This window comes from Xenorhabdus vietnamensis (assembly GCF_002127535.1).
Taxonomy (GTDB): Bacteria; Pseudomonadota; Gammaproteobacteria; order Enterobacterales; family Enterobacteriaceae; genus Xenorhabdus; species Xenorhabdus vietnamensis.
Genome location: NZ_MUBJ01000014.1, coordinates 40,448 through 63,354 on the forward strand (window position 1 = coordinate 40,448; position 22,907 = coordinate 63,354).

Below are 22,907 nucleotides of genomic sequence, written 5' to 3' on the forward strand. Positions count from 1 at the left end.
ATCTGATTACCTTTAATGACTCAGATCAGTGTTATCAATATAGAATAATAGAAAACAATAGCGAAGTTATTCCTTTGTTAATTAATACACTAAACCGTAATAGTCATAATAAAGAAATAATCCATATAATAGTGATTTATCAATCGGTTAATATAAATTTACTCTGCTTCAATGACCCAAAGTAGCTAATCAAAGTCTATCAGATTGACGAAAGCCTTATCACACTACCAAGCAATCATGGCCAAATCACTATCAAACAATTTGGCCTCAACTCCGGTTTATACTTTTACTTTGCTTTTCTACGCCCCATCTTTATCTTTCACCGTTTCAGGCTCTTTCGGCTTCTCCGGCAGTGGCCCCGGCCTCATAATCTGGTTAAAACTATTTTTGATTTGATTAACATCAACCGGCGCTTCACCTTTTGGTTGCACCAGAATAAAAGAGATTTCTTGAGACAGCATCTCTTGCAATTTTTTATTCAAAAGCTGTGGTGTCAAAGAAGATAAAAACGCCTGTCTTAACCGCTGGAATTGTTCGGGGGCAATATCTATCACGTTATTTTTCTGTGATAACAGACGTTGATTAATCAAAATATCGGTATCTGTGCGGGCATATATGGCAAATAGCTGTTGGAGCTGGCTCCGCTTCTGAGCATAGAGTTCATCAAACTGTTCTTGCGGCAATCCATTTTCACGCAGTGATGATAGCTGAGAAGCCAGATAAAGCGTGGATTCCACCAGCTTGTCTGTAGGTGCATCCAGATTTAATGAGCAGTTCGCCCGCTGGTATAACACACGGCAATCCAGACTTAGTTGCATACCTTCCTGCTTTTCTTGAAGCCCTAATTGCAAGTAGCGGTAAAGCGCTTCACGTGTCAGGTCATTTAACCAATACTGAATCAGAGTTTGCGAATCGTTAATCGACAGCCAATTCAGGTTCCAAGTTAAAGATAGACGGTCTTGTTTCGCTTTATCATTCTCTATGCTAATTGTTGCCGCTTTCAGTGGCAGCAATGTTGGTACAGGAACCGGTGTCTGCCGTTTTCCTTCCAATAACGAAAATGTCCGATTAATCTTCTCTGACAATAAGCGGTTGTCAACATGCCCCGCGATATACAGTGTCATTGCATCTGGCGTATACCATTGATGATAAAAATTTTCGACTTTCTTCATATCCACAGGCACTGTCACCGGCATCCCGGGATCATGATCGATAAGCGTCGAGCCTTGCAATCGCATACGCCATACAGGATCTTGGATATCAGATGGAAAAGTCGTTACAGGATATCCATCCCCTTTCATGGCCTGTGCCAGTGTTTCTGGTGTAAACACCGCACCACCTGCAATATCAGATAACCATATCAATGCATCTTGCAATAAATCGGAGCGATTATTCGGTAAGCTTAAGCTATAAAGGGTGAAATCATATGAAACAATAGCAGGTGGAAAAGGATTTTTAGTATCTATCACGTTACGCCACAAATTTTCCAATTTCTGCGATGATAAATCTTTACTACTGGATAAAACGACTTTCGGAATAAGGTAAGTGTAACCCCGTTGTAGATTTTTTTCAGTCAGGGAGCCAGTCTTTACCAATAACCGCAGCTGTATTCTGTCATTAGGTCGCTGTGGTGTTTGCAGAATTTGCCAACTGAATCCATTTTCAAGTTTGCCTTGTTGCCAAGCCGGATCTGGCTGCAAGGTTTCAGCCTGTGCCAAACAAGTCGTAGCCAGAATTGCACCACCAATAAGATACCCGATTTTGTCGCCCAGCATTCTTACTTACCCCTACCTGTTTAATTTTATCCTGCGAAATCTAAGGCAATACTCTATACCCAGATATTATCATTGAGGATTAGACCGTTATTCACCTTGTAAGGTTTCATTTTGATGGTGTTTTCAGCTTATTAACCTGACGATTATAACCTTTTACCAGCAATCCCAATTCATCATCCTGATGGATTTTGTGGCAGGACATAGGCACTGGCGGCTGTTCTTCATTCAGTTCCCGCGCGATATCACGCAATGGATGGATGATAATGCGGTTTACGCACCAGCTTATCGACACCGTAAGAATAAGTGCGAGTAATAAATAAGTAGTCAACATGAATGCAAGTGTATTCAAGACAAAACGATAAACTCGATTGGAATCAACCTGCAAAATAAGCTGTCCCTGTGACTCTGCTGTTTTTATTAAAACACCATCAACATAGAGGGGAATATTTACCTCAACAGGAATGCCAAAGACCTTCTTTGCCAACTCAGGTATAGGGCGATGAGTAGCAAAATCCAGACTCATCACCCGAACGTTATTAGGCAATAACACCTCTGCCCGGCCCAAGATGCCTGAGGTTTTTAAACCAATCAACAGCGTTTTTGCCTTATTGAGATCTGAGCTCAACAATGCTTCTTCCAAAGGGGTTTTGATCTGTGTGGCAGCATTGTTAAGTTGATTGATATAGTCATCTTTACGCTGCTGCAATAGATGAAATAGCTGGATAGTGATGAAAATAGCCACGGCAACCAAAGTGACTCCTGTCACTGCGGCCATCTGTTTAATAGTTAACGAACGTTTGACGCGCAATTTCATCTCAATCCAAATCAATAATAGTAAAAATACTGACCAGCACCTTCCAAACAATGTGGGTGAGTATACTTGATTTTACTTGCGGTCGTCTTATTTTGATGAATTAAAAAGAGAAAAATGACCAAGATATAACAGCATTACTCAATCAAGCGAATGCCTAATATTTTCACTGCAATGCTTATACGTTATACCCAGGCCATCTATTATTAATTTAATGAACCTTCATCTTGTTCGACCGCAAAGCACGCGATCAATTGTTCGCCATATTGTTTTAATTTCGGCTGGAATTGAGTGCATGGGCTAAATGCACGACGACAACGGGCAGCAAAAGCACATCCCGCAGGCGGATTCATCGGGCTTGGCAGCTCTCCCGTCAGCTTAATGCGCTCACGACGCATTTCAGGATTCAGGCGAGGAGTCGCGGACAATAACGCCTGCGTATAAGGGTGACGCGGATTGTTGAAAATCATTTCTCTATCGCCTTTTTCAACGCAGCGACCCAAATACATCACCATCACTTCATCGGCAATATGTTCAACAACCGAAAGATCATGGGATATAAAGACGTAAGACAACCCTAACTCCTGCTGCAAGTCCATCATCAGGTTCAAAACCTGTGCTCGTACCGAAACATCTAACGCCGAAACTGGTTCGTCAGCAATCACCACGTCTGGGTTTAACATCAATCCACGGGCAATGGCGATACGCTGACGCTGACCACCAGAAAACATATGTGGATAACGCGAATAATGTTCCGGCTTTAACCCCACTTTCGCCATCATCTGCAAGACTTTTTCCTTGCGTTCAATCGCAGTCAGTGGAGTATTAATCAGCAAAGGCTCTTCCAAAATCTGTCCTACTTTTTTACGGGGATTTAAGGAAGCGTAGGGATTTTGAAATACAATCTGGATTTTCTGGCGACGAAGTTTTTCTGCTTCTTTATTTGGCACTAAGAGATCTTGCCCCAGATAATAAAGCTCTCCATCGGTCGGTTTTTCAATCATGGTCAGTAGGCGACCCAATGTGGATTTTCCACAACCCGATTCACCGACAACAGCCAGTGTTTTGCCTTTTTCCAGCTCAAAGGAAATACCATCCAGCGCCTTGACCATGCGTTCAGGCGAGAATAAGCCTGTTTTCACCGGATAATATTTTTTAAGTTCAGTGGCTTTCAGTAAAGGAACCGTGGTTTTTAAAGGAACAGCGGCTTTTTCCTGTTCTTGATTTTGTTGAGTACTCATACTGTTGGCCTCCCCTCATCATCCAGTGGCATGTGACATTTAACCTGACGTCCTCCCACTGATTTCAATGGAGGCTCCTCCTGATGGCAATGCTCATTGGCATAAGGGCAACGAGGATTGAGCAGACACCCTGTTGGACGGTCATATTTTCCGGGTACGACACCGGGTAACGATGCCAAACGGGATTTATCCGCCGCAAATTCCGGCAATGCCCGCAATAATGCCTGTGTATAAGGATGACGTGGTGCGCGGAAAATTTCCGTTGCTTTGCCAATCTCCACCACTTGCCCGGCATACATCACAATAATATGGTGGGCTGCTTCCGCCACCAGTGCCAAATCATGGGTGATCAAGAGTAATGCCATGTTTTCCCGCTGCTGCAATTCCAGCAGCAGTTCGATGATTTGCGCCTGAATGGTGACATCCAGAGCCGTTGTCGGTTCATCGGCAATCAGGAGTTTCGGACGACACGCGATAGCCATTGCAATCATCACTCGCTGACTCATCCCACCCGACAACTGATGCGGATAAACGTCCAGACGAGAGGCCGGATCAGGAATACCCACTTGTACCAGTAAGTCGATTGCCCGCTGATGCCGCGTTTTTCGGTTTCCACCCTGATGGACTTTCAAGGCTTCCATAATCTGATAACCGACGGTGTAACATGGGTTCAAACTGGTCATGGGATCTTGGAAAATCATTGCCACTTCAGCACCAACCAACTGACGGCGCTCTTTTTCTGAAATTTTGGTCAGGTCACGACCATTGAATTCCAGCTTTTCAGCCATAACTTTGCCCGGATAATCAATTAGCCCCATAATCGCCAATGAACTGACGGACTTACCTGATCCGGACTCCCCCACAATGCCGACAACCTCTCCCTGCTCAACACGGTAGCTGATACGGTCAACAGCGCGAAATGGTGCATCTTCATCCCCAAAGTGCACCGATAATTGGTCTACATTCAATAATGCCATTTCACAATACCCCTACTGCTTGAGCTTAGGATCAAGTGCATCACGCAACCCATCACCCATCAGGTTAAACGCCAGTACTGTCAACAAAATAGCCAGCCCCGGAAAGGTTACGACCCACCAAGCACTCTGGGCAAATTGCAAAACATCTGCCAGCATGGTTCCCCATTCTGGTATCGGTGGCTGTGCGCCCATTCCCAGAAAACCTAAGGCCGCCATATCAAGAATGGCATTCGAAAACCCCAATGATGCCTGTACAATCAACGGTGCGAGACAGTTTGGCAGGATATTGATGAACATTTGGCGCAAGGCCCCCGCACCAGCCACTTGGGAAGCCATCACATAATCACGGTTCACTTCAACCAGTACTGCCGCCCTTGTCAGGCGGATATAGTGAGGCAAGGCAACAAACGTCAGTGCCAGTGACGCATTGATAATCGACGGGCCAAAGATCGCCACCAGCACCAATGCCAACAGCAGGCTTGGCAAAGCCAGCATAATATCGACGATACGCATGATGCTGGCATCCACCACGCCACCGAAATAACCCGCCAATACCCCCAGAATAACGCCCATTATGAGTGACATCACCACGACCAGACAGCCAACCAGCAATGAAAGGCGTGCCCCATGCATCAGACGGGACAAAATATCGCGCCCGACATCATCCGTGCCGAGGATAAATTGCCAGCTTCCGCCTTCCTGCCATACCGGAGGCTTCAGCAAAGCATCGCGGAACTGTTCTGCCGGGCCATGCGGAGCCAACAATCCCGCCAATAAAGCCACCAGCAACATCAGGATAATATAGATAAGGCCAATCACTGCGCCTTTGTTACGTTTAAAGTAGTGCCAGAATTCCTGGATCGGCGTCATTAATTTCGGCGCACCCGATACTACTGGCTCAGTTATTTGAGTCATCATGTGTTCCTTATTTCTTATGACGAATGCGCGGATTGACGATGCCGTACAGTAAATCAACCACCAGATTGACCAGAATAATCATGGTCGCCACCAGCAATACACCACCCTGTACTACCGGATAATCTCGACGTTGCAAGGCATCAATCAGCCAACGCCCCAATCCCGGCCATGAAAAGATAGTTTCTGTCAGAATGGCGCCCGCCAACATGATGCCCACTTGCAGGCCAATCACCGTGACGACAGGTAACAAAGCGTTACGCAGTGCATGGACGATAATGACCCGAATGCGGCTCAGTCCTTTTGCGCGGGCAGTGCGGATATAATCTTCACCCAATACTTCCAGCATGGCTGAACGTGTCATGCGCACAATCACCGCCAACGGGATCGTTCCCAATACAATTGCAGGCAAAACCATATGCATCACTGCATCAGTGAAATCACCGTGCTCCCCCCAAATCAGCGTATCAATCAACATAAATCCTGTCAGGGGCTTGCTGTCATCCAGAAAAACGCTATCACCGATTCGACCAGAAACAGGTGTTAAATTCCACTGGACGGAAACCAACATGATCAGCATGATTCCCCACCAGAAAATGGGCATGGAATAGCCTGTCAATGACAAACCAATTGCTGTGTGATCAAAGATGGAGCCACGTTTGACCGCCGCCAAAACCCCTACCGGAATGCCGACGGATATGGCAAATAACATGGCACAGATGCCCAATTCAAGAGTCGCTTGAAAACGAGGAACAAACTCATCCCACACAGGAATGCGGCTTTTCAGCGAAATCCCCAAATCACCATGCAAGACACCATTGATGTAATGAAAATATTGCTCCCAGAGCGGTTTATCCAACCCCATCTCAGTCAGTAATTGGGCATGACGCTCAGCAGTAACACCACGTTCTCCCGCCATAATCAGAACGGGATCACCGGGGATCATGTGTACAAAAGCGAAAGTTAGCAGCGTAATACCAATAAACGTCGGGATCACTAATCCCAGACGCCGGAGGATAAATTGCAGCATATCCTGAATTCTCTTTTTAAATACCAGTTACGGCTCTTCAGGCCGCTTGGTGTAATACAAAAATTGACTTGCCCATCAGAGAAGCGAAACCATCCCCACAGAAAGATCTGGGGGATGGTTAATCACAACAGCCAAGCAGCAAGAATTATTTGAGATCAACGTTGTAGAAAAAGTGTCTACCAAGTGGATCAACCAAATACCCTTTCACTTCTTTACGGATAGGCTCATAAACCGTGGAGTGAGCAATGATCAATGCGGGTACTTGTTCATGCATTACAACCTGCGCCTGTTTATAAAGCTCTGCACGCTTGTTGATATCAGCAGTTTCACGCGCTGGCTGGATAATGTCCTCAAATGGCTTGTAACACCATTTGGAGTAGTTGGAACCCTTTTCTTTAGCGGCACAGCTAAACAAAGTACCTAGGAAGTTATCAGGATCACCATTGTCCCCTGTCCAGCCCATCATGACCGTTTTCGGTTCACCATCTTTGGCTCGTTTCAGGTATTCACCCCATTCATAACTGACAATCTTGGCCTTAACGCCAATTTTCGCCCAGTCGGCCTGAATGATTTCCGCCATGCGGCGGGCGTTCGGATTATACGGACGCTGCAATGGCATAGCCCAAAGATCGGTTTCAAAACCATTAGGGAAACCCGCTTCCTTCAACAACTCTTTGGCCTTGGCGGGATCATAGGTGTAATCTTTAATATCTTTGTTATAACTCCACATCGTAGGAGGGATTAGGTTTTTCGCTTTCTGTCCTGCGCTCTGATACACAGCCTCAATGATGGCGTCTTTGTTTACTGCCATTGTCAGTGCCTGACGCACTTTCACGTTATCCAGTGGCTTCTTGGTAACATTGAAAGAAAGGTAACCCACGTTCAAACCAGCCTGTTCCATCAAAACAATGTTTTTATCCTGCTTCATGCGGGATATGTCCGCAGGGTTTGGATATGGCATAATCTGACATTCATTTTTCTGCAATTTTGCATAGCGGACAGAAGCATCAGGGGTAATAGAAAATACTAAGCGGTCAATTTTCGCTGGCCCTTCCCAATAATCCTTAAATGCCTTATAGAGAATCCGGGAGTCTTTTTGGTATTGCACTAGCTGAAATGGGCCTGTTCCAACGGGATTCAGATCAACTTTCTGCGGAGTTCCTGCTTTCATCATCACATCCGCATATTCCTTAGACAAAATCGAAGCAAAATCCATCGCTAGATTAGCAATGAAAGGTGCCTCAGGACGTGACAACACAAAACGAACGGTATAATCATCGACTTTTTCTATTTTGTTGATGATATTGCCCATATCCATACCAATGAAATATTCGTAGCTGCCGCCCGAAACCTGATGGTATGGATGATTTTTATCTTTCTGACGCATAAAAGTAAAAATCACATCATCAGCATTAAAATCACGGGTAGGTTTAAATTCCTTATCACTCTGCCACTTCACACCTTTGCGTAAATGGAAGGTGTAAACCTTACCATCGTCACTCACATCCCAGCTTTCGGCCAGACTTGGAATGATACTGGTTGAACCTGCTTTAAAATCCACCAAACGGTTGTAAATTTGTCTGGAAGTTACATCATAAGTTGTGCCAGAGGTGAATAGCTGTGGGTTAAAGCCTTCAGGAGAACCTTCAGAGCAGTAAACCAGTGTTTTTGCCTGAATACCGGCTGTTACAGCCAATGCAACAAGACCGACACCCAGTTTTAACAAACCGGACAGTTTTTTCTTGGAGATTGTCATTACGTTAACCCCGTTTGTGATGTTTATTTGTATCTTAGCCAGCCCAGGGGTTTCTTCCTAAATGCCACTGTCCCAGCTTGTTTATTATTTTTCGTTTATCAATTAATCAATTGTTATGCCGGACGTCAACATAATCACACATAACAACCGAAACATAAGAAAAACATAAAAGAAAAAAATTATTAACAAAGATGGTTAAAAAACATGACGAGATGCACAAAAAACAGACAAATACACTGGAAATTAACCCAATAAAAAGAATTAATCGCTGGTGATTATAATTTTGAATTTGTGACCAATTACGTAAATGATGAGCAATTCAGCTTATCGAAAAGGCGGGAATATATAGGATACGAAGATGATTCACTCAAGAGAAATGATCAAAATATAAACTGTTAGAGCGAAATTCATCATGTTGTTTGTTAAATTAACGGTTTTTACTATTAATTTGGTTTATTAACACAGAATTTATGGTGTTACGATATGGTGTTACGATATGGTGTTACGATATGGTGTTACGATATGGTGTTACGATATGGTGTTACGATATGGTGTTACGAAGCTGATTGATATGCAGGAAAGGCGTGATATGCAGAAAAAATTTGAAGGATCTTTATTTTGGATATAAGAAAAAACCCCGCTCTAGTGAGCGGGGTTTCAGAATGCTGGTCGGCGAGAGAGGATTCGAACCTCCGACCCACTGGTCCCAAACCAGTTGCGCTACCAAGCTGCGCTACTCGCCGAAAACGAAGCGCATCTTACTGCCAGAGCCACAAACCGTCAATACCTTTTTAAAGATAAGTGATTATTTGACGATAAACCATCCAAAATGGCGTCATTGCATATATTACAGGCTATAAAAATATTACAGACAATAATATTACAGACAATAAAAAGCCTCACCCGAAAAGGTAAGGCTTTGCAAACTTAAACCAGCTTATACTAAACCAATAAATCAGAAATTACTGGAGCAGTGAAATATCCGCGACACGCAAGAATAGCTCACGCAGTTCACTTAACAATGTCAAACGATTGATCCTGACTTGCCTGTCTTCATCCATGACCATCACATTGTCGAAGAACGCATCCACTACTTCACGCAGGGAAGCCAATTCAACCAATGCATCCTGATAGTTGCCTTCGGCAAACAGAGGAGCCAGTTTTTCTTTCAGCACGACAAGGTGGGTCGCCAGTTGGATCTCTTCTGCCGCTTTCAATGCAGAAGCCAGAACAGTGTCATTCAACTGTTCTTCTGATTTCGCCAGAATGTTGGAAACCCGCTTATTGGCCGCTGCCAGAGAAACCGCTTCATCCAGAGTGCGGAAATGCGTCACGGCTTTCATGCGGGCATCAAAGTCTGCGGGTTGGGTCGGACGACGCGCCAGTACTGCCTGAATGGTATCGACACTGTAACCCAGTTCCTGATACCAAGTGCGGAAACGACCAAGCATAAACTCAACCACATCATCCACAACTTTTTCATTGGTCAGCTTGTCACCATACAAACGCACAGCTTCTTCTGCCAAAGTCTGGAGGTCGAGGGGCAGTTTTTTCTCCACGATAATGCGCAGAACACCCAGTGCCGCACGACGCAACGCAAACGGGTCTTTATCCCCTTTCGGATGCTGACCGATACCGAAGATCCCCGCCAAAGTATCCATTTTATCGGCAATGGCTACGGCACAGGAAACTCCCGTTGATGGCAATTCATCACCAGAGAAACGGGGCTGATACTGCTCGTTCAGTGCCAGTGCCACATCCTCAGCTTCGCCATCATGACGGGCATAGTGCATCCCCATCACGCCCTGCGTATCGGTGAACTCAAATACCATGTTGGTCATCAGGTCACATTTGGACAATAAACCGGCACGAGTCGCATGATTTACATCTGCACCAATTTTTTCCGCAATCCAGCCAGCCAGAGCCTGAATGCGATCCGTTTTGTCACGCAGTGTTCCCAACTGTTTCTGGAACAGTACGGTTTCCAAACGAGGCAGGTTGTCTTCCAGACGCTGTTTACGGTCAGTTTTGAAGAAGAATTCTGCATCCGCCAGACGCGGGCGAACAACTTTTTCGTTACCGGAAATGATTTGCTGAGGGTCAGAAGATTCAATATTGGTGACAAAAATAAAGTTTGCCATCAATTTGCCGGCTTTGTCGTAAACCGGAAAATATTTCTGGTCGCCTTTCATGGTGTAAACCAATGCTTCAGCAGGAACTTCCAAGAATTTTTCTTCGAATTTCGCAGTCAGTACAACCGGCCATTCCACCAGAGAAGTCACTTCTTCCAATAGGCTGTCACTCAAATCAGCTACACCACCCAGCTGCATGGCAGCCTGTTCAGCGTCACGCTTGATCATCGCTTTACGTACTTCGTAATCTGCGATAACGCGACCACGCTCGTGCAAAATCGCCGGATACTGTTCTGCGTTCTCAATGGTAAATTCCGCCTCACCCATAAAGCGGTGACCACGAATAATGCGATCTGATTTAATCCCCAGAATTTCGCCGTTAATCACTTCGCTGCCCAGCAGCATCGTGACCGTATGTACCGGACGAACAAATTGGGTTTCTTTATCACCCCAACGCATCAGTTTAGGGATTGGCAATTTACTCAGAGAACTGCCCACCATACCCGCCAGCAATTCTTTCGCTTCACGACCTTTGACCTGAGCACGGTAGAGCAGCCATTCCCCTTTGTCCGTTACCATGCGTTCAGCCTGATCAACGGTGATACCACAACCACGCGCCCAACCTTCGGCAGCTTTGGTTGGTTTACCCTCTGCGTCGAACGCCTGAGCAATCGCAGGGCCACGTTTTTCAACTTCACAATCAGCCTGTGCTGCCGCCAGATTTACTATTTTCAGCGCCAAACGGCGAGGAGCAGCAAACCAGCTAACCTCACCATGACCCAGATTGGCGTTGTTCAGTTCTGTTTCAAAATTGGCCGCAAAGGATTCAGCCAGTGAACGCAGCGCCTTTGGTGGCAGCTCTTCTGTGCCGATTTCCACAAGGAAAGTCTGTTGAGTCATGACGGCCTCTCAGTTCTTGTTACACACGGTCTTGTTAGACATTGTCTTATTACACATAGGGAAGCCGAGCGCCTCTCGGGAGGCATAATAAGCTTCAGCAACCGATTTGGTCAGGGTGCGAATGCGCAGGATATAGCGCTGACGTTCAGTCACAGAAATGGCTTTGCGAGCATCCAGCAAATTGAAGGTATGACCTGCTTTTAAAATACGCTCATAGGCTGGCAATGGCAGCGGAGTTTCCAGCGCCAGTAGTTCCTGTGCTTCTTTTTCGTATTGCTCGAAGCAGGTAAACAGGAAATCAACATCGGCGTGCTCAAAGTTATAAGTCGATTGCTCAACTTCATTCTGATGGTAAATGTCACCATAGGTGGTTTTACCCAACGGGCCATCACTCCATACCAGATCGTAAATGCTGTCCACACCTTGAATATACATGGCCAGACGTTCCAGACCGTAAGTGATCTCGCCAGTCACTGGTTTACATTCAAGGCCACCGACTTGCTGGAAGTAAGTGAACTGAGTCACTTCCATACCATTCAGCCAGACTTCCCAACCCAGTCCCCAGGCGCCCAAGGTTGGGTTTTCCCAGTTATCTTCAACAAAGCGGATATCGTGAACAGTCGGATCAAGCCCTAACGCTTTCAAGGAACCAAGATAAAGTTCCTGAATGTTATCTGGAGATGGTTTGATGATCACCTGAAATTGATAGTAATGCTGGAGGCGGTTTGGGTTTTCGCCGTAACGACCGTCAGTCGGGCGACGGGAAGGTTGCACATAAGCTGCTGCAATAGGCTCTGGCCCCAAGGCACGCAGACAGGTTATAGGATGAGAGGTTCCTGCGCCGACTTCCATATCCAGTGGTTGGACAATGGTGCAGCCTTGACGCGCCCAATAGTCCTGTAGTGTCAGGATGATTCCCTGAAAGGTTTTGGTATCAAACTTTTGCATGTTGAATCCGCACGCGATACATATGAATTTAAAAGAAAGCGGTCAGTATACCCTTTGAATGTAAGATATACAGCACTGATCACCTCTCAATTTTGCCGCAGTATAAAAAAATCTTATTCGACTCCCTTTACTTGTATGTTTATACAGTTATTATTGGTATGTTTATTAACCACTGTCTAAGGTGAAATTTGATTTATGATCAAGGAAATAACTCGCTGCGGTTGGGTAACATCCGATCCTGATTATCTGGCCTATCACGACAACGAATGGGGAACCCCATTGAGAGATAGCCTACAACTTTTCGAGCTGATTTGTCTGGAAGGGCAACAAGCGGGTTTATCATGGTTAACGATTCTGAAAAAACGGGAAGGCTATAGAAAGTGCTTCCATCAATTTGATCCTGTCAAAATCGCCAAAATGGATGAAATGGACGTTGAGCGACTGCTAAAAGAACCTACCATCGTGCGTCATCAAGCCAAAATCAATGCAATTATTCACAACGCCCGCGCTTACCTGAAAATGGCTGAACAAGGTGAAGATTTCAGCTCTTTTATCTGGTCTTTCATTAATGATTCCCCACAGATTAACCATTGGCAAAACTTGTCAGAAGTTCCTGTCAAAACAGAAAATTCTGATGCACTTTCAAAGGCGCTGAAAAAACGCGGGTTTAAATTTATTGGCAGCACCACTTGCTATGCTTTTATGCAAGCAGCAGGTTTGGTAAACGATCACCTAGTAAATTGTTTATGCCGAAAATAAATTGCCTGTATCTAAAAAACGCAGAATACCTCTTTTACCCCATTGCACCCCATTAATGAGCGGGGTATGGTGTCTTTTTCTCATACAAAAACAGACGCAAACGCCACTATGAAATTTTCGCAATTCGGAAACAAATTTACACAAGATTCAGGAATTACCCGCCTGATGACTGATCTCAACCAAGGTCTGAGAACGCCTGGCGCGATTATGTTAGGTGGTGGCAATCCCGCACATATCCCAGAGATGGATGAATATTTCCAGCAGATATTGACTGACATGGCGTTAGACGGTCAATTAAGTGAAACCCTATGCAACTATGATGGGCCACAAGGGAAAAACACCTTGATAGCGGCATTGGCCCATGAGTTACAGGAAAAGCTCGGCTGGGAAATCCACCCACAAAACATCGCCCTGACCAATGGTAGCCAAAGTGCCTTTTTCTACCTATTTAACTTACTGGCTGGTCGTGCCGAAGACGGCTCTATGAAACGTGTTCTGTTTCCCCTGGCTCCGGAATATATTGGTTATTCGGATTCAGGTTTAGATGAAGGGTTATTTGTTGCCAATAAACCGAATATTGAATTACTGCCCAACGGCCAATTCAAATATCGCGTCGATTTCGATCACCTGAATATTACCGAAGATATCAACCTGATTTGCGTCTCTCGCCCTACCAATCCAACAGGCAACGTTATTACCGACGAAGAATTACTGCGCTTGGATGGTCTGGCTCAACAACATCAAATCCCCTTATTGATCGACAATGCCTACGGTGTGCCATTTCCCGGCATTGTCTTTAGCGAAGCGACCCCGCTGTGGAATCCCAATATTATTCTGTGTATGAGTCTGTCCAAACTGGGTCTGCCGGGTTCCCGCTGCGGGATCATCATCGCTAATGAAAAAATCATTAGTGCTGTCAGTAACATGAATGGCATCATCAGCCTGTCCCCCGGCGGAGTTGGGCCAGCTATCGCTCTGGAAATGATCAGACGCAACGACCTGTTTCGCCTGTCACAAAACGTCATTCAACCATTTTATAAACAGCGGGTCGATAATGTGATTGAAATCATTCGTCGCCACATATCAGAAGATCGCTGTCTTATCCATAAACCGGAAGGTGCCATATTCCTCTGGCTCTGGTTCAAGAACTTACCAATCACGACAGAAGTGCTTTATCAGCGGTTGAAAAAACGGAACGTGCTGATGGTGCCAGGGCATTTCTTCTTCCCAGGCCTGGAACATAATTGGCCTCATGCCCATCAATGTATGCGAATGAACTATGTCCCTGACATTGAAAAGATCGAAGAAGGCATTCGTATTTTATCTGAAGAGATTGAGATAGCGCATAGAGAAGAAGGGCGCTGATCCACAGCGTAAACAGCCCTGAAAGACCACCTCAATTAAGACGATTTTCAATAAAATTGTCACCAATAAAATAAAAAAAAGCTCCCTCATTTAGGGGGGAGGGAGCAAGATGATAACGAGGACTTTTACCTGAGAACAGGACAGTAGTTATTAGAATCCAAAAAGAATTCTTCACACACACAATAGGAAAGGAAAACAATCCTTGTTTTTACACCTTCCCTGAACTGCGTATATTTAACCAGAAAAGTCACATTATAATGGATTGAATAAGCAGGAGTTTTTGACTTTAAATTGCCTCTACTATCTCAAATTAAGGTCAAATCAAGGCAATTGCACAGTATTCTGTGATCTAAAGCACATTTAATGAATCAGAGAGTTATACTTAAGTAGTTCGCATTGATCTAAGTCATAAAGCCCAGAAAATAACAGCCAAAATTTGGGGAGACATAATCCTCAAAAACATCGCCAATGGATAAACTGTTGCATATGACAACGCCGCTGCCCCACTGGAGCTATGAATCGCATTAGCAAAAGCCAGGGCGGGAGGATCTGTCATGGCACCCGCCAAAACTCCACATAAGCTGAGATAATTCATTTTTACAACAAAGCGTGCCAGCAGGCTCACAATCAGCAAGGGAACTATCGTTATCAATGCCCCATAACCAATCCATGCCAGTCCTTCCCCATGCACCAGCGTATTAATGAAATTGCCACCAGATTTCAGCCCAACAACAGCAAGAAACATAACAATCCCCAGTTCACGTAATGCAAGATTCGCACTGGGAGGCATAAACCAATAAAGTTTGCCGATAGTGCCAATCCGTCCCAAAATTAACGCAATAACTAGAGGCCCCCCAGCCAATCCCAAGCGTAACGCAGCCGGAAAACCAGGAATAAATAGAGGGATCGAACCCAATAAAACTCCTAACCCTATCCCAATGAAAACAGGCAACATCTGAACTTGCTGAAGTTTTTGCTGTGAATTTCCCAAAAGCTTTGTGACAGCCTCTACGGCTTCAGGTCGACCGACAATATTCAAGATATCGCCAAACTGCAAACTCACATTATTGTTGGCAACCAATTCAATTCCTGCACGGTTGAGACGTGTGACGACAACGTCATATTTCTGTTTTAAATTGAGTGCCCCAAGCCTCTGGCTCAGTACCTCATCGTTCGTCACCACAACCCTGATCGACTGAAGAATCCCGCTGGAAGTAGACAGCGAGGCATCAACCTCTTCCCCAATAACTAACCTAACCTGATTCAGCGCTTCCCGCTGCCCGACCAGATAAAGAAGATCACCATTCTGAATCACTGTTGTTGGCTGGGGAACCATCAATAAGCCTTCCCGTTTCAGGCGGGAACATACCAATTCATCACTACTGAGCAAGGGAATATCCCGCATCATTAATCCATGCAAGTTTGGATTACGAACAGCGATATTCATGGTCTGGAGTATTTCTCGGCTTTGATTGTTTTGGTTATCAAACGATTTGGCCTCCTGTTCAATGCTCACTCTGAAAAAAAGGCGTATCAGCCACATGACCAGCAAAATACCGCAAATTCCCATGGGGTAGGCCATTGCATATCCCATGCCCATTTGACTGACAAGTGAAGATTCAGAGCCCAAATCTGTCAGAATCTGCTGTCCAGCGCCTAACGATGGTGTATTTGTCACTGCACCAGAAAAAATACCTAAAATAATGGGTAAAGGAACATCAAATAATTTATGAATAAGGGCAGCAACTAAACCACCAATAATGACAATCAGGACAGCAAAACCATTTAATTTAAGGCCAGAAACCCGCAAAGAAGAAAAAAATCCCGGCCCAACTTGGATGCCAATAGTATAAACAAACAGAATTAAGCCGAATTCCTGAATAAAATGCAGCATGTCATCACTGAGAGATAGAGAATACATCTGGGCAAAATGACCAACAATAATCCCGCCAAACAAAACACCGCCAATCCCAAGACCAATACCCTGTATACGCCAATTGCCTATCCACAACCCTAATGCGGCAGACAGTGCCAGCAAGCTCATTGTCAGTGCAATATCACTCATGACCCGCTTCCTTTATCAAAGGTTAGCCATCCGGAAAATGAGTCATTTTCCCTCATGAACCCTAAAACGATGGCAGTACCATCGGTAGTACCATCAATTAAATATTGGCATGAATTAACAGTCAGTTATGTGTCTTAAACCACATATCACATGCTTTACACATTTTTATATAACGGGTTTTATTCAGGATAGATTTTTATTTTTTATATGTTTTTTCTCTCTACATACTCTCCCTTCGTAATAAGAACATTTAAAAAGGGATTTAAATTCACATCACAAAAAATTATTAAATTTAACGATAAGTGCTATAGCAAACTGAATATTACCTGACTATAGTAAACAATATTAAGGGTAAACAATTTTAAAGCGTTATACCCGTCCTGCTTTGGAAAAGTAGTGTTAAATAGTGAATAAAGTATCTGGACATTGCAACTTAACTCATTGAGATCATGGAAACGATGAAAAATTGTAAAGTGTTTCTATTACTATGTACCACAATAGGCTGGTTACTTGTTACAGGCTGCTCCAGCATCATGACACACAGCGGCCCCTATCAAGGCTATTATTCTGGAGCAAAAGCCAATATTGGTATGCTGAAAGATGACAAAACGGGGTGGTTTATGAAACCTTTACTTGCAGTCGACCTCCCTCTTTCTACTTTCTTGGACACACTTCTGCTTCCTTACGATTATTCCCGTTCCGATCAAAATAGCTCAGAGCAATCTCCTAAATATCGCATAGAGCAGCTAAATAAAGATCCAATTGTCATACAATCTACAGCAGAAAATGTAGACCATGATGCACAATTTCATTCATCTTCACTTCACTATAAGCACCAGCCATTCTTATAATCATCCCTATGGGGGGATAAAAACGTATAAACTATATCAGCGCCCTATTATCAAAATCTTTTCGGGCATCGTCATCAAACCTTGATGCCCGTTTCTGCCATAGCTCTTTCAGTTAATTCCTGTCTCAACTACAAAGATTTGTCGGTAACCATCAATATCGCGCATAAAAGCAACATAACGATCATCAGGGGATATCACTATAGCATCCGTAGAAGGGGCAACATCGGTACGCTCTGTCAAACGCTGTATTTTCCCTGTCTGGCTATCACAGAGCACAACACTATTGTCACAGACACAAGCAATAAACCGACCACGACTATCCCAGCTGAATGCAGATTGTATGCTGTTATTGCTGTCAGTTACCTGCATTGGCTCACCACCATTTGGTGAGATATACCATAGCTGGATAATCCCTCCTTCGTCTTTCATCAGAAAACAGATTTTACTGCCATCAGGTGATGTTCTTAGCCAATGGCGTGGAACATTCACCACGCCCGGCCAGCGTCTATTATGCGTAAAAGTCAGGCGTTTCTGTTTCACTCCCGCAGGCGGTGCTGGTAATGCTGTTTCTGTCCCAGCCAAAGGCTGATTGCCCGCAATGGCGTAATCATCGTCATTTTCAGGTAAGTCAACGAGATAAATTTCCGGTATTTTTTCGCCATTGCCAGCACATGTGTCCCCAATAAAAGCCAGCGCCCAACGCTGCCATTGACCATTATCTTTGCGATATCCCCGCTGTCCAATCCACCCTTCTTCATAGGCCCGATTAATGTCATCACTTCCGGAACGTGGGCGTACCGTTGTCTGGCTGACAACAACCGAAAAATAGCTACCGTCATATTCCCTCGGATGTTTCTTTGTTGGTATCACAGCTCGTAACGGAACAGCCACGGCAACATTACGTAAATCTAACGCAGGATCTAACTCATGCATCACATGGTCATTGTAAGTAAAACTTAGACGGTCACCATCGGGACTGAAAACGTGAATATGTGTTCCTCCCCGCAAAGCACCTACGGTATAAGGTGGAGTGATATCCATTGCATCAATGTTAATTGCCACGTTGGGCTGATTATCAGAGACGATAACACCACGGCGATGGTGAAAATCATATTGCCACTGTGCGTCTGGATTTTCGGGGCCATGAATAAAGGCATAACGAACCGGTTCCTGCTGACTCACTGTCACAACACCGACATGCGCTCCCTCCCTTGCCTGGTAGATCACTTCATTTTGCCCGTGATCAACATGAATTTTTTCTATCGTTAAACCTGTAAAAGATGCGCCATGAGGACGAACATCGTATACCAACCATTGGCTGTCAGGTGTCCAAACATTTATATTAGTTATCTGATGGCTACGGCTATCGAATGTAATCTGGCGTTCCTTAAAAACCATTTGGCTACCTTAATATTGCGAGGTTTCGGATAATAAAAACTAATTTTGTTCAAATTTAACTAAAAAAATTCAGTCGAGACGTTATTATTTCAACAGTACTCTTACTTCTACGTTATATTCCATTTGATTAAACTTATGCTACTCAGTGTCCTCTATATCATTGGTATTACAGCTGAAGCCATGACAGGCGCTTTAGCTGCAGGTCGCCGAAAAATGGATGTATTCGGCGTTATCATTATTGCTTCCGTGACAGCCATCGGTGGTGGCACCGTCCGTGACATTATTTTGGGGCACTATCCCCTCGGCTGGGTAAAAAATCCAGAATATATCGTGACCGTTGCCTGTGCTGCTGTATTGACTATCTGGATTGCTCCCATGATGAAACATCTGCGCCGCCTGTTTCTCATTCTTGATGCAATTGGGTTGATTGTTTTTTCCATCCTTGGCGTACAAATCGCGATGGAAATGCACTACAGCATGATTATCGCAGTCATTGCAGCCGTAATCACCGGTGTCTTTGGCGGCGTACTGCGCGATATGTTTTGCAATACTATTCCCTTGGTATTCCAAAAAGAGATTTATGCAGGTGTCTCTTTTGCAGCCGCTTGGCTCTATATCGCCTTACTGCATACGCCATTACCTTCAAACATCTCGATCTTGATTACACTCGTTGCAGGTCTGGCTGCACGATTGATAGCTATTCGTTATCGTCTTGGTTTACCCATCTTCAACTACGATGGCACAGACCACTGAGACTATCATGAACATTTGGGGCTGCTTTTTTGCCCCTATTTACTGATAGCTCCATCCACTGATACTTTGATTCACTGATACTTCGATTCACTGAGCCTTACCTATATCTATTGAAGCCATTTCTTTCTTCACTATATCTTTTCTGCCATATCTTTCGCTGTCATCTCCTTCTCCATCATCCTTTTCTCTTCGATCTCTTGCTCCCCATTAATATCCCGCAAGGACAAAATCTGAATTACTGCCTTAATTTCAGGATGCTGTAAAAAGGCTAAGATTTTTTCTCTTTGTTTTGCTGTTAATGAGTGTTTAGCTTTTTTATCTGATAATACCGTTTCCCACTGCCATCCCATTTCATCCGCAAGAAGCTTAGCGTGGGGCAAACCAATAGCTTCACGCCATAGTGAAAGTGGACGTAACTTTGCCTGTTGAAATTGGGAGAAAATCAACTCTGCACGTTTAGTTCCAATATTGGTCACTACCTCAAGCTGTTTCTTATCCAAATACAACCAATCCGTTAAATTTGCTACCAGACCGTGGCTTACCAAAGCTGACCACGTTGCTTGCCCGACTCCTTTCATTTTCAATTTTTCCCCGAGCCATGTAAGGCGAGCAACAAACTGCTGTTGGCAACGATAATTATTTTCCTTATTTTCATGATCGAGTGCCAAGCAACTCAGGAAATGATAATCACGCTCACTGGGTGGATGAATATCAGAGCGTTCAGCAGTACGCCATATCACCTTATCGAGTTTGGGTATACCATGTCCCGCCAACGCCACCGTGATTTTATCTCCGGGATAAGCATCCCATTGTTTCCAGCGCTTGATGGAACCAATGTTGACTCGACTCACCTGTCGATCATCTACCTTTACTTTCTCCAGCTCTAATACAACAGATATTTTCCCTGTCCTGCCTATCGTAAAATTAACGTCTTTTATGGTTGTAATTTGCTGCCGCAGTGGATATTTCCATGCAATCGCCCAACTGTTTGACCCAGTTCTCCATTGTCGGCCTGCCGGTTCAACCTCCTGCCGTAAAACAACGCCATCCGTAGCAAAAGGCAGGGGCTGAACAAAATAATCTTTCCATCCTTTTTCGGCATCTTCTGTAGTGGCAATGGGGTGACTATATTGTTGTGTGATGGGAAACCCCATTACAGCCAGTCTCTCCAGTTTCACAGCCATTTCATTTGGCCCATCCGGCCAGCCCCAAATAAAAATGCCAACTTGTTCAAGTTCCGGTGCTGGAGTTTTGCGAATCATTAAGCCTGCAACTTTACTGCGCACTCCCTGACTCCCCGAAATGGACTGTCGGTGATGCTCCAATTGCCAGAAAAGCTCACCTTGCAATACCAAACGTTCAGGCGCATTTTCAATCCGCTTAGGAATACTGGGAATAAATGTACTTTTATCCATCCAGTCTATTCCTTCAATGCCATCACCACGGCTGATTAATCGCACCAATTGACCTTTTTCATAAACCAAAGTAACCGCCACACCGTCAATTTTAGGTTGCAGCCAAACCCCTGTACGTCCCTGCAACCACTGATGAATTTCCTGCGCCACTTTCAATTTATTCAATCCCGTGTGCTGGATAGGATGACGTTGTTTCTCTTCCTGTAACGCAGAAATCACAGATGTACCGGCAACAGCGCTAACAGAGATAAAAGCGCTGTCTGATTCGTGATTTACGCAACTTTTCCAAAGTCCCAAGGTTTCCAGTAATTGATCATAGATTTCATCATCTATTTCACTAATACCCTGCTGATGATAAAGACGATCCCACTTAGCCACCTGCTGTGTCAGATAATTAATTTCATGCTGAAATTTTTCTTGTGGCCATTCAGGGCAATTGCATTCAGGACAATTAATTGTGTTTGCAAATGCCATTGGCATACCAAATAGCAGTATCCATACTGTTATTAAAAAATTGATGAGAAAATTAGGCATCCCTGCTCCGTAGGTTCCTAAAACACGGGCAAAGAATAAAAAGCAGAAGAATTTTTACCAAGATGGAAACGTTAAGTTTGCGGAGCGTTTCGAAAAATAAATATGCAATTTCTGCAACCGACTATTTTTCCTGAAATTGTTTCGCAAAATTTTCCAGTAACACCCGTTTGTTAAGAAAAAATTTTGTTGAATTGTCCATTGGCATGTATTGTAACGCTACATGGATCAACGTATCCGTGTATACTATATGGGATTTTATATTCGTGGGATTTTATATTCCCGCACTTGCATCTATTTATACCCAATCAGTCAAGTAATCATCATGAACCAAGGAACGTTATATATTGTTTCTGCGCCGAGTGGAGCAGGCAAATCAAGCCTTATTCAGGCTTTATTAAAAACTCAGCCTTTGTATGACACTCAGGTTTCTGTTTCACATACAACGCGTCAAGCTCGTCCAGGCGAAAACCATGGTGAACATTATTTTTTCGTCACTGTGGATGAATTTCAAAATATGATCAGCCATGATGAATTTTTGGAATATGCTTGTGTTTTTGGTAACTATTACGGTACATCCCGAAAAGTCATCGAAGATACACTTGCCAGTGGCATTGATGTTTTTCTTGATATTGACTGGCAAGGTACACAGCAAATCCGCCAGAAAATGCCGGCAGCTCGCAGCATTTTCATCCTTCCTCCCTCCAGGGAAGAGTTGCTCCGCCGCTTGCAAGGGCGTGGTCAGGACAGCAAAGAAGTCATTGCCAAACGAATGGCTCAGGCTGTCGCGGAGATGGAACATTACAACGAATATGATTACGTCATCATCAATGATGATTTCAATACGGCACTGGCCGATTTACAATCTATTATTCGTTCAGAGCGTCTACGATTAGATCGTCAGACTCAGCGGCATAATGCCTTAATCAGCAAATTATTGGCAGACTGAACCAAGTTTCAGTATTATGCCCAGTCATTTATTTATCTGTGGAGTAGCACACATATGGCACGCGTAACTGTTCAAGACGCAGTAGAAAAAATTGGTAACCGTTTTGACCTGGTGTTGGTCGCTGCTCGCCGAGCACGCCAATTGCAATCAGGTGGCAAAGATCCCCTCGTTCCAGAAGAAAACGATAAGATGACTGTTATCGCTCTGCGTGAAATCGAGCAAGGCCTCATCAATAATAAGATTCTTGATACTCGTGAGCGTCAGGAACAGCAAGAACAAGAAGCTGCAGAAATCAAAGCGGTTTCTGCCATCGCTGAAGGTCGTCGTTAATTTTAC

At 44.3% G+C, this 22,907-nt stretch carries 18 protein-coding genes and 1 tRNA gene; 6 read left to right on the forward strand and 13 right to left on the reverse strand.

The window, feature by feature from the left end:
* Positions 1 to 299: 299 nt before the first annotated feature.
* From Xvie_RS12980 to glyQ, 10 genes are all read right to left on the reverse strand, one after another.
* Positions 300 to 1,775: an insulinase family protein gene (locus Xvie_RS12980; RefSeq protein WP_086109735.1), complete on the reverse strand. Its 1,476-nt coding sequence runs from the start codon at positions 1,773 to 1,775 to the stop codon at positions 300 to 302.
* Between the two features lie 106 nt (positions 1,776 to 1,881).
* Positions 1,882 to 2,589: a HAMP domain-containing protein gene (locus Xvie_RS12985; protein WP_086109736.1), complete on the reverse strand. Its 708-nt coding sequence runs from the start codon at positions 2,587 to 2,589 to the stop codon at positions 1,882 to 1,884.
* Positions 2,590 to 2,792: 203 nt separating this feature from the next.
* A complete protein-coding gene (dppF, locus tag Xvie_RS12990) occupies positions 2,793 to 3,827 on the reverse strand; it encodes a dipeptide ABC transporter ATP-binding subunit DppF (protein ID WP_086109737.1) in 1,035 nt (344 codons plus the stop codon).
* Positions 3,824 to 4,804 carry a dipeptide ABC transporter ATP-binding protein gene (dppD, locus tag Xvie_RS12995; protein ID WP_086109738.1) on the reverse strand — a complete coding sequence of 327 codons (981 nt, stop codon included), beginning with the start codon at positions 4,802 to 4,804 and terminating at the stop codon, positions 3,824 to 3,826. The genes dppF and dppD overlap by 4 nt, the downstream gene beginning before the upstream one ends.
* A 12-nt stretch (positions 4,805 to 4,816) precedes the next feature.
* Positions 4,817 to 5,719 carry a dipeptide ABC transporter permease DppC gene (gene dppC, locus Xvie_RS13000; protein WP_086109739.1) on the reverse strand — a complete coding sequence of 301 codons (903 nt, stop codon included), beginning with the start codon at positions 5,717 to 5,719 and terminating at the stop codon, positions 4,817 to 4,819.
* Between the two features lie 10 nt (positions 5,720 to 5,729).
* Positions 5,730 to 6,749, reverse strand: a complete 1,020-nt coding sequence (gene dppB, locus Xvie_RS13005; RefSeq protein WP_086109740.1) for a dipeptide ABC transporter permease DppB — start codon at positions 6,747 to 6,749, stop codon at positions 5,730 to 5,732.
* Positions 6,750 to 6,894: 145 nt separating this feature from the next.
* Positions 6,895 to 8,505: a dipeptide ABC transporter periplasmic-binding protein DppA gene (dppA, locus tag Xvie_RS13010; protein WP_086109741.1), complete on the reverse strand. Its 1,611-nt coding sequence runs from the start codon at positions 8,503 to 8,505 to the stop codon at positions 6,895 to 6,897.
* Between the two features lie 666 nt (positions 8,506 to 9,171).
* A tRNA-Pro gene (locus Xvie_RS13015) sits at positions 9,172 to 9,248 on the reverse strand.
* Positions 9,249 to 9,467: 219 nt separating this feature from the next.
* Positions 9,468 to 11,537: a glycine--tRNA ligase subunit beta gene (gene glyS / locus Xvie_RS13020; protein WP_086109742.1), complete on the reverse strand. Its 2,070-nt coding sequence runs from the start codon at positions 11,535 to 11,537 to the stop codon at positions 9,468 to 9,470.
* 9 nt (positions 11,538 to 11,546) lie between these two features.
* Entirely contained in the window at positions 11,547 to 12,485 is a 939-nt protein-coding gene (glyQ, locus tag Xvie_RS13025; protein ID WP_086109743.1) for a glycine--tRNA ligase subunit alpha, read from the reverse strand.
* Positions 12,486 to 12,692: 207 nt separating this feature from the next.
* Here glyQ and Xvie_RS13030 point away from each other — a divergent pair, with 207 nt between their 5' ends.
* Together Xvie_RS13030 and Xvie_RS13035 are read left to right on the forward strand one after the other, a co-directional pair.
* The gene (locus tag Xvie_RS13030; protein ID WP_208612587.1) at positions 12,693 to 13,244 is read left to right on the forward strand and encodes a DNA-3-methyladenine glycosylase I; all 552 of its coding nucleotides are present in this window, start codon (positions 12,693 to 12,695) and stop codon (positions 13,242 to 13,244) included.
* A 108-nt stretch (positions 13,245 to 13,352) separates the two neighbouring features.
* Positions 13,353 to 14,609 carry a valine--pyruvate transaminase gene (locus Xvie_RS13035; RefSeq protein ID WP_086109789.1) on the forward strand — a complete coding sequence of 419 codons (1,257 nt, stop codon included), beginning with the start codon at positions 13,353 to 13,355 and terminating at the stop codon, positions 14,607 to 14,609.
* 406 nt (positions 14,610 to 15,015) lie between these two features.
* Here Xvie_RS13035 and Xvie_RS13040 read toward each other — a convergent pair whose 3' ends face one another.
* Complete coding sequence (locus Xvie_RS13040; RefSeq protein WP_086109745.1) at positions 15,016 to 16,674, reverse strand: putative transporter; 1,659 nt, start codon at positions 16,672 to 16,674, stop codon at positions 15,016 to 15,018.
* 458 nt (positions 16,675 to 17,132) lie between these two features.
* On the opposite strand from Xvie_RS13040, the gene Xvie_RS13045 reads away from it, so the two are divergent.
* Complete coding sequence (locus tag Xvie_RS13045) at positions 17,133 to 17,525, forward strand: YceK/YidQ family lipoprotein (protein ID WP_086109746.1); 393 nt, start codon at positions 17,133 to 17,135, stop codon at positions 17,523 to 17,525.
* 108 nt (positions 17,526 to 17,633) lie between these two features.
* Here Xvie_RS13045 and Xvie_RS13050 read toward each other — a convergent pair whose 3' ends face one another.
* On the reverse strand, positions 17,634 to 18,923 hold the full coding sequence (locus tag Xvie_RS13050) for a YidR family protein (protein WP_086109747.1): 1,290 nt from the start codon (positions 18,921 to 18,923) through the stop codon (positions 17,634 to 17,636).
* A gap of 135 nt (positions 18,924 to 19,058) precedes the next feature.
* On the opposite strand from Xvie_RS13050, the gene Xvie_RS13055 reads away from it, so the two are divergent.
* On the forward strand, positions 19,059 to 19,676 hold the full coding sequence (locus Xvie_RS13055; RefSeq protein ID WP_086109748.1) for a trimeric intracellular cation channel family protein: 618 nt from the start codon (positions 19,059 to 19,061) through the stop codon (positions 19,674 to 19,676).
* Positions 19,677 to 19,807: 131 nt separating this feature from the next.
* On the opposite strand, the gene ligB is transcribed toward Xvie_RS13055, so the two are convergent.
* Complete coding sequence (ligB, locus tag Xvie_RS13060; RefSeq protein WP_086109749.1) at positions 19,808 to 21,625, reverse strand: NAD-dependent DNA ligase LigB; 1,818 nt, start codon at positions 21,623 to 21,625, stop codon at positions 19,808 to 19,810.
* Positions 21,626 to 21,947: 322 nt separating this feature from the next.
* Between ligB and gmk the strand changes: the two genes are divergently transcribed.
* Positions 21,948 to 22,571, forward strand: coding sequence for a guanylate kinase (gene gmk / locus Xvie_RS13065; protein ID WP_086109790.1), 624 nt, complete (start codon positions 21,948 to 21,950; stop codon positions 22,569 to 22,571).
* Positions 22,572 to 22,625: 54 nt separating this feature from the next.
* The gene (gene rpoZ, locus Xvie_RS13070) at positions 22,626 to 22,901 is read left to right on the forward strand and encodes a DNA-directed RNA polymerase subunit omega (RefSeq protein WP_086109750.1); all 276 of its coding nucleotides are present in this window, start codon (positions 22,626 to 22,628) and stop codon (positions 22,899 to 22,901) included.
* Positions 22,902 to 22,907 lie beyond the last annotated feature (6 nt).